Genomic DNA, 13,717 nt, shown 5'->3' with positions numbered 1-13,717 from the left:
ATAATAAAAGAAGACTTGCCTTTCGTACAACCTTTTTACATGAAATCTCAAAAAAGAAAACCCTTTAGTTACAACTAAAAGGGTTTCCTAAGAATTTAGCTTTCATCACACGAATTTTAATCGGCCTGCTTCTATCGCAATTTCTGCATCACTATGTGGAAATTTTGTATTTTCGATAATTTGATAATCCTCATGGCCTTTACCAGCAAAAATAATCATGTCACCCGGTTCAGCAATTTCAATCGCATGGCGCACTGCCTCTGCACGATCTCCAATACAAGCATAATTATCATGAAGCATACCTTTAGCAAGATCGCCTGTAATACTATCGAAGTCTTCATAGCGTGGATCATCTGTCGTTAAAATAACATATTCCGCAGCAGACGCTTTTTCAGCCATGGCAGGACGCTTTGATTTATCACGATTGCCACCTGTTCCAACTAAGAAAATCAACTTGCCCTTTTTATAAGGTTGCGCTGCTTGAATTGCCTTTTCAATTGCATCTGGAGTATGGGCATAATCAATAAAAATTTGCACAGGTAGATCTGAACATACTTTCTCCATACGACCCTTGACTGGCGGTAGTTGCTCGATTTGTTCAATAATGGACTCCATTGAATAGCCCCTACCATAAAACGCAATCATGGCTGCCAATACATTATAAATATTAAATTCCCCAAGCAAATTCATTTTTACACGATAAATTCCTTCAGGCATTTCCACGTCAAATGATGTCATATAGTCGTGATATTCACAGTTAATGGCGCGGAAATCAGCATTTTCATTTTTTAAACCATATGTCCACACTGGAAATGGTGTCATTGCAGCATATCTCTCTGACCAAGCATCGTCTGCATTCAACACAACAAATTTATTTTTTTCTAAATCTTGTCCAAGTTGGGAAAATAATAAGCCTTTTGCATGGCCATATTCCTCCATCGTACCATGGAAATCAAGATGATCGTGCGTTAGATTCGTAAAAATAGCGATATCATAATCAACACCTGCTAAACGTCCAAGTGCTAACCCGTGTGATGAAACTTCCATTGTCATTAATCGACAGCCTTCCATTTTTGCACGGAAAATCATTTGTTGTGTCGATAACGCATCACTCGTTGTATTAGCTGATTCATATAAAATTCCATTTAAATTAAAGCCAATTGTGCCTGATAAAGCCGATTTCTCGCCCATACCATGCATTATATTTTGAATAATTCCTGTTACGGATGTTTTACCATTCGTTCCCGTTACACCAATCATCGTTATGTCCTTTGAAGGATAATCAAAGAACTTTGCAGCTAGTAAACCTACTGCACGATCTGTATCTTTCACAATCACTTGTGCGATTGTCTCTCCTAACGGTAATTCTCGCTCCGTCACAACAATTGTTGCGCCACCATCTACAGCCTTTTGCGCATAATCATGCCCATCTACTGTATACCCTTTGATACAAACAAACATGCTATTTGGTTGCACACTTCTTGAATCTACTACGATATCGCTAACCTGATCTGGCAGCACGCCAATTATTTTTTTCAAAGGTAATGCGCTTAACAATTCCTCTGCATACATTTCATAATCCTCCAATCAATCTCTACACTCATGTCATCATTCTTAATAATCGACAAAAAACGACAATATGAAATCCCCCACGTTCTATTGAACTTATTTTACTACTTATTTCATGATAAATAAAATGCCTCTCTAGTGTTTTTTCAACGAAACCGCTTTCATTTGAGGAAAAAATCATGTTTTCTTCAAATTTTCATTTATAATCACCAATCGGCATTTTTCGACATAACGAGAAAAGGTTATTTAGAGAACACTTGTCTATGCATGGTAAGCTTATAGTTATAATGGAGGCATCAAGAAGATACCTCCATTGTTAAACTATTTCATAATTGAGCGCACAATTTTCACTTTCTGTTTATATGGCGGGAACAACACATTTGTCTCCAGCTTGGAAGATTTCTTCAAGATAGATTTCGGGTGAGTAAAGTTTTCAAAGCTCGCTTTGCCATGGTATGCTTTCACACCTGATGGACCTACACCACCAAATGGTAAATGTAAATTTCCAACATGTGTGATGGTGTCGTTAATACATCCCCCACCAAATGGTAATTCTTCTAAAAAGTATTGCATGGCTTTTTCATGTTCTGAGAAGAAGTATGCCGCTAAGGGCTTTGGTAATTGCCGGATTTGATGAATGGCAAGTGGCAAATCATTATACATCATAACAGGTAAGATAGGACCAAATAGTTCTTCCTGCATGGATGGACTTGTCCATTTTACATATTCAACTATTGTAGGTTCAATATATAAATCATCCCGATCTATTCGTCCACCATATGTAATGGCATCACGTTCGTCCACAATTATTTGCTGTAAACGATCAAATTGTTTTAAATTAACGATACGTCCATAATCAGGGCTTTTTAAAGGATTTTTACCATAAAACGAACGGATTGTTTCTTTTAATATTTTCATAAAACGGTCATAAACGTCTTTGTGTACAAGCAGATAATCAGGGGCCACACATGTCTGTCCAGTATTAGTAAATTTACCCCACACAATCCGCTTTGCTGCTACCTCTAGATTTGCTGTTTGATCGACAATTGCTGGACTTTTGCCACCAAGCTCTAACGCAACTGGTGTCAAACGTTCTGCAGCAGCTTTTGCTACTACTTTACCAACGGCTACACTACCTGTAAAAAAGATATAATCGAAGGAAGCATGAATAAGAGCCGTAACCTCTTCCTTTTCGCCTTCCACGACACGTACATATGAAGACGGGAATGTTTCCTCAATGATTTTTTTCACAATGACTGCTGTGTGTACAGAGGTTTCTGATGGTTTGACGATTGCTGTGTTTCCTCCAACTATGGCGCCAATCAGTGGCTCCATTACAAGTTGGAATGGATAATTAAATGGCCCAATAATTAACGTTACGCCATAGGGCTCACGAACAATAAAGCTCTTGCCCATTTGATATTGTATTGGTGTTTTGACTGCTTCTGGTTCCATCCATTCTTCTACATGTTTTACCATATATGAAATACTATCTAATACAATGCCAATTTCTGTTGCATACGCTTCAAATTCACTTTTACGAAGGTCTAAGTAAAGCGCATTTAATATTTCCTTCTCATATTTCAAAATTGAAGTTTTTAATTTCTTTAATTGCTCTTTTCTAAATTTCACACTTTTTGTAGCACGTGAAAAATAAAATTGACGTTGCTCTGTAATCATATTTTCCACATCTTTTGACGTAAAATTCATCAATAAAGCACCCCTTTTTTTAAAATGGCATACATAGTTTTTTCATTTTGAAACAAACTATCTTTGTCTATACGATACAACATCGAGAGGCAAAAATCCTCTTTCTACATCGAGGGGGTGAAATAGCAATATGTGAAATGAAATGTTTTAGTTTTTTCATCTCGGGAAATATACAACTACATATTAAAACCGAAACGGGGGCGTAGATGAATGACAACAACAACAGGAACATGGTGGGAGTCCATTTTTTCTGGACCATTATCGCATGGAATTTGTGAAGAAAAAATATTGCTATTGCAAGATGAGGCTTTCTTATATCTCTCTACAATACCTGTGGAGAATGAAGAAAATCCAGAAGGAAATTAAAAAATAACGCATTATAGGATGCCCCTATAATGCGTTTTTATTTATTCTAATTAACAATGAATGCTTGCTGCAACTGATTTAATTGTGCTTCAAGTCTACTGATAGCCTCTTCTTCTATCGCAAAGCCGCCCTCTTCCAAACGTATAATTTGTTTATCTACAATGTAAACAGAATTGGTAATGGAAGTGGCTCCTAGTACAGCTAATACTGGCTTTAATGCATATTCCAATGCCAACAAATGACTAATCGAACCTCCTACAGCAATGGGGAGTATAGCCTTATCGAGCAAGGCTTTTTGCGGTAGTAGATCCAAGTAAGTCTTCAAAATACCTGTATAGGATGCTTTATAAATTGGTGTAAGGATGACAATAAAATCTGCTTCCTTAACATGCTCATTTTCAGACTGTATTTGCTTACTAGAAAAATTCGCTGTTAATAAATCTGTAGCTGGGAGCTCATGTATATAATTTGAGTGAACCTCTACTCCTTGTGCAATAAAATGATTCTCCACCTTTTCATGAATGGCGGTAACTCTAGAATTTTTCGAATTACTTCCATTAATAATGACTGCTTTTGTCATCTTGCCCACTCCTTTTAGCAATGTTATAAAAAAGGCCCCTATTCTACAAATCGATGAAACACCGTTTTGTAAAATAGAAGCCTCTAGATGTCTAGTTAACTTAAATTCCTAGTATTCTTATAAAATTAATTTAACATAAATTTCTAGAATGTCAACAGCTTTTTATTGGTGTATTGCTTTCCCAAACACAGCTTTAGCCACATCTCCAATATGCTCCGATACAGTAGGATGTGGAAAAATCATATGTGCAAGTGTTCGAGCTGTACCACCAGCATTTTTTGTTGCTAATAGTGCATTAAGTATTTCTGTTGCACCATCAGCTACTACACAAGCCCCTAAAATTTGCCCATTATCCTTAGATGAAATTAGCTTGACAAAGCCTTCAGTATTCCCCTCCATTAATGCCTTTGGGTTTGTTTGTAGTGGCATTTTCGTTACAATGTACGGTGCCTTGACTTGCTCTTCTAGTAAACCAAATGTAGCAATTTCAGGGTTTGTATAAACACAACGTGGAATGCTTGTTTGATCAATTGGTATTGGTTGATTTCCTACAATATAATCGACAACGTAAATTCCTTCAGCACTGGCAGAATGTGCAAGTTGATAACCACCCACTAAGTCACCTATCGCATAAATATTCGGCAGGCTTGTTTCAAAATGCTCATTAACAGCGATTAATCGACCATCAAAAGCTAATCCTAGTTGCTCAGCAATTTCTATATTGGGACGACGTCCAGTAGCAAATAAAAGGTTTTCATATGTATAAGATCCTTTAGATGTATGAATGATATTACCTTCAAATTTTTCAAAATGAAAATCTGTCACAAGTTCAATACCAAATTTCTTCATCTTTTCTCGAATCAGCGGTCTTGCTTCCGCCTCTTCCGTTTGTAAAATATCCTCGCTATGATTAAGCACTGTTACCTTTGTACCAAGTGGTGCTAAACTAAACGCCATTTCAATGGCAATTACGCCCCCGCCAATGATTGTTAGCTGGGCTGGAAGCTTGTCTATCTCAAAAAATGTGTCCGTCGTATAGTAGGTGGATGTCTCTAACCCTTCGAATCGTGGAACAAAGGGTTTACTACCTGTCGCTAAAATTATATCTGATGCCATTATCGTCTCATTCCCGATAGTTATCGTTAAGTCCTTTACGATTGAAGCTTCACCACGATATAAAGTTATATGATTATCGATAATATATTGCTCAATGTTTGTTAGTAGTTCATGAATAATTGTATCTTTCCGTTGCATTAGTCGAGGAAAATTAATTTCCACTTTAGGCACTTCTATTCCCCAGCTATTCCCTCTTTTTATTTCCTGCACAAGTTTACTATGCTCCAATAAAATCTTTGATGGAATGCAGCCAACATTATAGCAGGCTCCTCCCAATTTATCTCGTTCGATGAGTGCTACTTTTTTGCCATTCTTGGCTGCATGTATGGCAGCCACATAGCCACCTGGTCCCGCCCCAATAATAGCAATATCAAAATTTTCCATAATTTTCACCTCATGTACCACCATATCATTTGCAAATTTTGAATGCAATGACAGACATAGTAAAAGCCTTTCATTACAATGAAAGGCCTTTTGACTTATTTATATACGTTTATGAGCATTCGTTTCTCTTTCGCAGGTATAAGGCTTTCTCTCCGCGGGTATTTGCTTCTCTTTCATGAGTATTCGACGCTCATTGATCTTTTTAATAAATATTTCGTTGCCAAAATCGTTGCTGGGCAATGGCAGCTACAAACTTTTTCGGAAAATCTTTATTACCTGTAGCTAAAACGATTCCTGGCCCTACATTGGCATTCGACATATTGAAGAAGGTTGTGCCAGTTGCAGCAAATCCTATAGGCTTAAAGTGACGATATGCTTCATTTATATAATTGACGATATAAGTATTGAATTTCGCCTGATTACTTGCCTTTACTCCAACAACATATAATGAGTCAAATAATACAGCATCGGTTGTAATAAATGTGTCAGTAGCCGTTAATTGCACACCATTATTCCCTATTACCACACCTAGTCGATCAGAGATTATGCTATAGCGCACACCTTGTCTTGTTAAATATTTCAATACTTCCCCTACTTCATTTGCATCAAAGCCATCACCAATTAAGACGCCTACTTTCAACGTATAAGGTAATTTAACGGTATTGGCTTGACTCAGTGCAGGTGAAGAGGCCGTTACTTTAGACTGCTCGCCATTAGGTCGATTAACACCAACGTTGTCTGCCACTGTGGTAGCCATTACTTTATCCACATGAACAAACATATCCACTACTTGCTGTCGAACAGATTTACTTTTCACTTTTCCTACTTCAAAGCTAAAGGCATCGATAATGTGTTGTTTTTCAGGTGGAGACATGCTGTTCCAAAATAGCCTTGCTTGTGAAAAGTGATCGTCAAAGGATTTACTACGCGCTCTCGTGATTCTTCCTTCAACCTTTTCTTCATAATGAACATATCCACCTTCTCTTGCAGTAGAGGTAGCTGGTGTATTATTTGCTAATGAATTTTTATGATAGCTTACCCTGCCTAAATTAATGGTCTGTCGACTAAAGCCATTACGTTGATTGTTATGCACTGGGCAAATCGGGCGATTAATAGGGATTTCTGCAAAATTTGGTCCACCTAATCGAATCAATTGTGTATCTAAATAGGAAAACAATCGACCTTGTAGTAGAGGATCATTCGTAAAATCTATGCCAGGTACAACATTACCTGGATGAAAGGCAACTTGCTCTGTTTCAGCAAAGACATTATCCACATTGCGATTTAAGGTCATCTTTCCAATTTTCTTCACAGGTACTAATTCCTCTGGCCAAAGCTTTGTCGCATCTAAAATATCAAAATCAAATTTAAATTCATCTTCAGGTTCTAGTATCTGTATGCCTAACTCAAACTCTGGATAATCTCCAATTTCGATGGCTTCCCATAAATCTCTCCGTTGAAAATCTGGATCCTTCCCTGCAATTATTTGTGCTTCATCCCAAACAAGAGAATGCACTCCAAGCACAGGCTTCCAGTGGAATTTCACAAATCTTGATCTTCCCTTGTCATTGACGAAACGGAATGTATGCACACCGAAACCTTCCATCATACGAAAGCTTCGCGGAATGGCACGGTCAGACATTACCCACATTACCATATGTGCAATTTCCTGATTACTGGCTACAAAATCCCAAAAAGTATCGTGTGCAGAGGCTGCTTGTGGCATTTCATTATGAGGCTCAGGCTTTACGGCATGAATTAAATCGGGAAACTTAATGGCATCCTGAATAAAAAATACAGGGATGTTATTACCAACTAAATCATAATTCCCCTCATCCGTATAAAATTTTGTTGCAAACCCACGTACATCACGAGCTGTGTCCATTGAACCTAAGCTCCCTACCACTGTCGAAAATCTGACAAACACAGGTGTCTTCTTTTTCGGATCCTGCAAAAATTTTGCCTTCGTATATTCCGACATGGATTCATATAATTCAAACTCGCCATGTGCTGCAAAACCTCTGGCATGTACAACACGCTCTGGAATGCGTTCATGATCAAAATGGGTAATTTTTTCTCTAAGATGAAAATCCTCCATAATTGTCGGACCACGAACACCTGCCTTTAACGAATCCTCATCATTGGACACCCTTAGTCCCTGATTCGTTGTCATTTTCGTACCCTCATTTTCGACACGAAACGGCTCTAATTGATGATCCTTTGGGTTTCCTTCTCCATTTTTGGATTGATTCGACTTTGAGTTATCCACACAATCCCCTTTCATACATGTACTAATTTCGCTCCATATACACTATATGTTTCGGAAAAAGAAACATGCCTTCATTCCGACAAAGCATTATGTAAGATAAAAAACAGGCTTCTATTTGTTAATAGAAAACCTGCTCAATCTTAAAATATGTATCGTATCATTTCATGTATGTTACAGTATGGGTTGTCACGGCTCTCTGTCTCTCGAAGTGCCATCATATCTGTGCAATTTTTAATCGCTAACTCATGTCGTAATGCAATGGGGGCTATGAGGGATTCATCAGCCTTATGCCGGAAATAACGACTCACACCAAGGTGCTGTTCCATTTTGTCATTAAGGACAGCACGAGGGTACTTTTCTGTACTATCAACTTCCTCAAAATGCAAGAGTAACCACAATTCAAATGCTTCATTTGTATAGGCAATATGAATATTTTTTTCCTCACAAAATTGATTTACTTCCTCTAGTTGCTTTTCGGTTAGATCATCCTTATCAAAAACAATCCAAACTTCATCAAAGTATTGGTAGCTGGAATCTCGATAAGCATGTTGGGCAAGCTTAATCGCTGAACGTTTAACGTTTTTTATTTTGACGCTAACCATCTTAGAGCGCTTTAAAATACGCATTTGTTCAAAATAGATGCGTTCTGTTTCACCTTCACAATAAATTAAAATAGTTTTACGCAGTGTTCGGCTCCCTTGTTGACGTACTCTCACTGCTCAGATACCTCCGCTTCTTCTAAGTATTGTTCAGATAAATACTCATTAATGACAGGCGTTGCACCAAATTCCCCTTTCATATAGCGTTTCGCATAAGAAAGATCTCCACGTTTCCTTTGTAAATCTGCAAAATCAAATAAGGAGTATAGTTCCGATTCATTTTTAAAGCTTTTATTAACAAACCAAATTTGATCGGCGCGTAGTGGCTGATCAAGTAATTCTATTTCATGACTTGTCACGACAAATTGATTACTGCTATTGCGTTTGCTATTCATAATAGCCATTAAAAACTCACAAATCGATACATGGAAGGCTGTGTCGAATTCGTCTATAAAAATGGTTTTTCCTTTATTATAAGCATCCACCATCACACAGGCTAAATATAGCATTCGCACTGTGCCCTTAGAATCCATTGTCCAATTAATTGTTTTTGTCCCTATCGGTGCACCTGCTTCATCAAATGATAAATAATGTAGATCAATATCTACTTCTTGTATCACCTCAGGCGAATCAAACTCATAGCCAATTGTATTTTTCTCTCTGCGTTCCACACGTCTAGCCGTGACATCTTGAATGGAGAGGTCTGCAATTTTTAGCAGTTTGATCACTTCCTTTTTAAAGGGCTCCTCTTCAAGTTTACGAATAAGAGGATGACTTGATAACCGATTTGCTTCATCTAGAAAAAGAATTTTATGTAAAAACCAATCGAAAATCTTTAAAGCGTCTGGATCATTAAAAACATGTAATACGGATAGAAAGGCTGTATTATTACGAGTATATTTTGTCAATTCCTGTGAAGCTGTTTGAAATGTCTCATAAGAATATTCTGTACCATCCCATTGTCTAACAAATAGTTCTTCCTTCAGTGACTTGTTCGTTTTCACAAGACGTTCATAAAGAACTTGAGAAGCATTATACTGTATTTCATAATCATATAAAGCTCCGTCCAAAAAAAGCGATATCATAAACTCTGTTGGTTTGTCTTGCTGACTTCCTAACTTAAACGGTTGATAGGGTAGACGTAACTGCTTTACATTATTTAAGTTTTCAAAATTAAAAAGCAAGGAACGTAATACTTTAATAGCCGTAAACAGATTAGATTTTCCGCTTCCATTTGGACCAAAAATAAATGCGCTTTTTACAAGACGAAGTGTATCAAACTGAATTGTATGGGTATCCTTCCATTTTCGTAGGCGACTTCCAGCTACCATTGAAAACAACGTATCATCTTTATAACTTAAACAATTCTTTACTCTAAAATCTACAAGCATATGTAAGCCTCCGTCCACAACCATTTCTTTAATGAATTATTATACTATAGACATAGAAAAAGACATATTACTCAATGTAATATGTCTTTTTACTTTATCCACTTTTTTGTTGAATTTCTGGTAATGATTCATTTTGTAGCGCATGCAATGTACGTTCAATGCCTTCTGCAAAAGATATTTTAGGCTTCCAACCAATTGCATTGGCTAATTTATCATTATTTAAAAATGAATGCTCAATATCTCCTTCTCGTGCTGGGGCATATTGAATTTCAAGTGGATGGTTTAAGTGTTGGAGCAGTAAGATGACCTGGTGAATTGACCAAGCCTCATTAGTGGATACATTATACGTGCCTTGTAAACGTGCAGATACACCTGCGTAAATAGCATCAGCAATATCGTCTACATAAATAAAATCACGTGTTTGTTCACCATCACCATAAATTGTAAATGGTTTACCTCCCATACTGCTTTTTAACATACTTGGAATCACAGCTGCTTCACCTTGCATTTGCTGTCTTGGCCCGAAAACATTGGCAAATCTATAGATAAGAACGGGCAAACGATAATCTTTTTGCCATTTCTCACAGTAGGTTTCGCCAATGCTCTTGTTTAATCCGTACATAGATATTGGTTCACAGACATCTGATTCCTCTAATGGAGGATAGTGACTATCCCCGTAAACAGCTGCTGAGGAGGCAAAGACAAAGTGCTGTACCTTATACTTGGATGATAAAAAAAGCATTTGGCTAAGCCCAACTATATTTGTCAAAATATCCTTTACTGGCTCCTGGATAGATTGCTGCACGCTCGTTTGCGCTGCGCAATGGACGACCACATCAAAGTTTATTTCCTTAAAGAGATGCTCGCAAACCTCATCCTCAACATTTAAAAGATAGGATTTATGCTCAAAGTCAACATTCCGTAAATGCCCCGTACTTAAATTATCAATAATATAAACCGTTGCACCTTCTTCAAAAAAGCGCCTACCTACTGCACTGCCAATAAAACCATAGCCACCTGTCACTAATACATTCATCCTATCGCCCCCAAAAACAATATGATGATTTATATGCAGTAATTACTAAAAATATGCAAGAAACTTATTTACTGTAAATTTTCTCAAATTCTTTTTACTAGATTTCTTCATTCACAAGTATCTATTTTGAGCTATATAAAAAGCATGTTTGAAAATACTTCAAACATGCCCTAGCTATCTATTTTTAAGCTGGATTAATTTCTAATTCAACCGTTACTTTAATATCTTTCCCAACAAGGACTCCACCAGTTTCTAATGCCGCATTCCAAGTTAGACCAAAGTCTTCACGATTAATTGTTGTTTCAGCTTCAAAGCCGTATACTTCTTGACCCCATGGATTTGTGCCTTTTCCATTAAATTCTGTATCAAATGTTACTGATTTTGTAACGTCTTTGATTGTTAAATCACCAGTTACTGCATATTCATCGCCTGCTTTTTTAGCAATATTTGTAGATTTAAACGTAATCGTTGGATATTTTTCGGCATCAAAGAAATCTGCTGCTTTTAAATGATTATCGCGATCTTCGCTACGTGTATTAATACTTGCTGGATCGATTGTAAAACTAATGTTAGCAGTTGTTAAATCTGCAAGATCAGCTGCCTCAATATCAGCTGAGTAACTGTCAAATACACCCTTAACTTTTGATACCATCATGTGTTTTACTTGAAAGTTAATTGCTGAGTGTCCTAAATCAATGTTCCATTTTGCCATTATAAATTCCTCCAATTGGTTGATTTTATCTCGATTTCGAGATATATTTTAAAATATGAAGCAACTACATCTTTTATGTTACCCAAAATTGGATAGGATAAACATTTGTAGTTACTTATTTGTTTACATCTTAGCTTATGAAAATTTTGTAATTACTTTCTGTAACCTACTATATATTAATAATTTAGTTACGTCAAGTAATTAAAAATAAATTTTTAAAACATAAAAAAAAGTTGAGTCATCGGTACATCCCTCTCTATGTAATAAAAAGAATATCACCAATATTTGGTGATATTTAGCCACAGCAATATATTATTTTGCAAAAACCTCAAAAATACCAATCATGATAAGTAGCCATCCTGAGATTGCTGTAGAATGCTTGCCAATAAACGTTTTTGCTAGTAAAGAGCCACATCTACTTCCTACTCCAACTGTGATAAAGGAAAATACGCCGATGGAAATGACTGTCCAAAGGGCTGAGATGCCATTTGCGCCTATTGCAATCCCCCCTGCTAAACAGTTTGCTGACAAGACAAAGCCAAGTGCCATTGCTTCTCTTGTTGAGATTACTAGATTTTTATCTTCATCAAATAATTCGGGATTTCCTGCTATCCGCTGATTAGAAAAATTATTGGACATCAAAGTCCATATACCAATCACACACAGTAGTAAACTCCCTAGTAAATTGGCAGTATGCGGTGAAATATACTCAACAACTGTGCTACCAGCTGTTACTGCGACATATGTGACAATCATCGACATAACAGCAATCACAGCATTTGATAAAATTGGAATTTTAACTTGTTTAACTCCATAGGCTAGACCAATCCCCAAGTTATCTAAATTCGCAGCGATTCCTATTAGAATAATTGTAATCCAATGCATACTAAGCCTCCTCAAATCTCCGTCTCCATTTTCACCTATCGTATGTCAACAATAAAAAAATTAATGGGCACAACGAAGTTTAGTTGATTATGTTCCATCTTTTTAGCAAGGTGTGACTAAACCATCAATTTGACAAAAGTAACAACTTGTTTATAAAATTAAGTTGTTACTTGTTAATATTTTTATTTTTATGTAAGAAATAATAGAAAGGAGATGTAATATGAAACTCATCAAGTTATTGAAAATAGGAATAGCATTTATATGCCTTATTGTGTTAACTGCATGTGGTTCAGAAAATGAGGACACAAAGAATACTGATAAAGGTGAAATCAATTTAGCATATGTTGAATGGGATACTGAGGTTGCATCTACACATGTAGTAGGACAAGTACTAGAAGATTTAGGATATAAGGTAACACTGACACCTTTAGACAATGGGATCATGTGGGAAGCACTTGCAAACGGAGAGGTCGATGGTATGGTATCTGCTTGGTTGCCACAAACACATGCTCCACAAGTAGAAAAATACAACAATAAGATAGAGAACTTAGGAGAAAACCTAACTGGTGCTAAGATTGGTTTGGTTGTACCAAGTTATATGGATGTCGATTCTATTGAAGATTTAACAAACCAAGCTAATCAAACCATTACAGGCATTGAACCAGGAGCTAATATGATGGCTACGACAGAAAATGCCTATAAGGAATATAAGAATCTGGAAGGTTGGAATGTATTGACCTCGTCTGCTGGTGCAATGACCGCAGCCCTCAGTCAAGCTATCTCTAATAATGAAGAAATCATCATCACAGGATGGTCACCACACTGGATCTTTAATGCCTATGATTTAAAGTACTTAGATGACCCCAAAGGTTTATATGGAGACGAAGAATATATTGGCACTTTTGCGCGCAATGGTTTAAAAGAGGATGCCCCTGAAGCCTATAGCGTCCTTGACCGTTTCAACTGGAGTGCTGAAGATATAGAAAGTGTAATGTTTGATATAATGGAAGGCATGAGTGCCACAGATGCTGCGAAAAAATGGATTGCCAATAATCAAGATAAAGTAGCCGAATGGACGAAAGATGTACAAGCATAAAAAG

Annotated in this window: 12 protein-coding genes; 2 read left to right on the top strand and 10 right to left on the bottom strand. The window is 36.8% G+C overall.

Annotated features, from left to right (window positions below; genetic code table 11):
• Positions 1 to 105: 105 nt before the first annotated feature.
• On the bottom strand, positions 106 to 1,572 hold the full coding sequence (locus LBYS11_RS03725; RefSeq protein WP_054549802.1) for a UDP-N-acetylmuramoyl-L-alanyl-D-glutamate--2,6-diaminopimelate ligase: 1,467 nt from the start codon (positions 1,570 to 1,572) through the stop codon (positions 106 to 108).
• Between the two features lie 318 nt (positions 1,573 to 1,890).
• Positions 1,891 to 3,279: an aldehyde dehydrogenase gene (locus LBYS11_RS03720; RefSeq protein ID WP_103117506.1), complete on the bottom strand. Its 1,389-nt coding sequence runs from the start codon at positions 3,277 to 3,279 to the stop codon at positions 1,891 to 1,893.
• Positions 3,280 to 3,489: 210 nt separating this feature from the next.
• Here LBYS11_RS03720 and LBYS11_RS23185 point away from each other — a divergent pair, with 210 nt between their 5' ends.
• Positions 3,490 to 3,645, top strand: coding sequence for a hypothetical protein (locus LBYS11_RS23185; protein ID WP_004224556.1), 156 nt, complete (start codon positions 3,490 to 3,492; stop codon positions 3,643 to 3,645).
• 46 nt (positions 3,646 to 3,691) lie between these two features.
• On the opposite strand, the gene ssuE is transcribed toward LBYS11_RS23185, so the two are convergent.
• From ssuE to LBYS11_RS03680, 8 genes are all read right to left on the bottom strand, one after another.
• Positions 3,692 to 4,225: an NADPH-dependent FMN reductase gene (ssuE, locus tag LBYS11_RS03715; RefSeq protein ID WP_048392005.1), complete on the bottom strand. Its 534-nt coding sequence runs from the start codon at positions 4,223 to 4,225 to the stop codon at positions 3,692 to 3,694.
• Positions 4,226 to 4,387: 162 nt separating this feature from the next.
• Positions 4,388 to 5,725, bottom strand: coding sequence for a dihydrolipoyl dehydrogenase (gene lpdA, locus LBYS11_RS03710; protein WP_103117505.1), 1,338 nt, complete (start codon positions 5,723 to 5,725; stop codon positions 4,388 to 4,390).
• Positions 5,726 to 5,927: 202 nt separating this feature from the next.
• Positions 5,928 to 8,009 (bottom strand): catalase, encoded by a 2,082-nt coding sequence (locus tag LBYS11_RS03705; RefSeq protein ID WP_048392007.1) that lies wholly within the window; start codon positions 8,007 to 8,009, stop codon positions 5,928 to 5,930.
• 125 nt (positions 8,010 to 8,134) lie between these two features.
• The gene (locus tag LBYS11_RS03700) at positions 8,135 to 8,710 is read right to left on the bottom strand and encodes an RloB family protein (protein WP_048392008.1); all 576 of its coding nucleotides are present in this window, start codon (positions 8,708 to 8,710) and stop codon (positions 8,135 to 8,137) included.
• Positions 8,707 to 9,984, bottom strand: coding sequence for an AAA family ATPase (locus LBYS11_RS03695; RefSeq protein WP_103117504.1), 1,278 nt, complete (start codon positions 9,982 to 9,984; stop codon positions 8,707 to 8,709). Before LBYS11_RS03695 ends, LBYS11_RS03700 begins: the two co-directional genes overlap by 4 nt.
• 94 nt (positions 9,985 to 10,078) lie before the next feature.
• Positions 10,079 to 11,020 (bottom strand): NAD-dependent epimerase/dehydratase family protein, encoded by a 942-nt coding sequence (locus tag LBYS11_RS03690; protein ID WP_103117503.1) that lies wholly within the window; start codon positions 11,018 to 11,020, stop codon positions 10,079 to 10,081.
• A 184-nt stretch (positions 11,021 to 11,204) separates the two neighbouring features.
• Positions 11,205 to 11,732, bottom strand: a complete 528-nt coding sequence (locus LBYS11_RS03685; protein WP_004224534.1) for a YceI family protein — start codon at positions 11,730 to 11,732, stop codon at positions 11,205 to 11,207.
• Positions 11,733 to 12,044: 312 nt separating this feature from the next.
• On the bottom strand, positions 12,045 to 12,617 hold the full coding sequence (locus LBYS11_RS03680; RefSeq protein WP_048392011.1) for a manganese efflux pump: 573 nt from the start codon (positions 12,615 to 12,617) through the stop codon (positions 12,045 to 12,047).
• Between the two features lie 220 nt (positions 12,618 to 12,837).
• Here LBYS11_RS03680 and LBYS11_RS03675 point away from each other — a divergent pair, with 220 nt between their 5' ends.
• Entirely contained in the window at positions 12,838 to 13,713 is an 876-nt protein-coding gene (locus LBYS11_RS03675) for a glycine betaine ABC transporter substrate-binding protein (protein ID WP_048392012.1), read from the top strand.
• The last annotated feature ends 4 nt before the right edge of the window (positions 13,714 to 13,717 follow it).

The organism is Lysinibacillus sp. YS11, from assembly GCF_002896375.1.
Classification (GTDB): Bacteria; Bacillota; Bacilli; order Bacillales_A; family Planococcaceae; genus Lysinibacillus; species Lysinibacillus capsici.
Note: the sequence above shows the minus strand (reverse complement) of the source record. Positions and strands in the feature narration are given on the sequence as shown.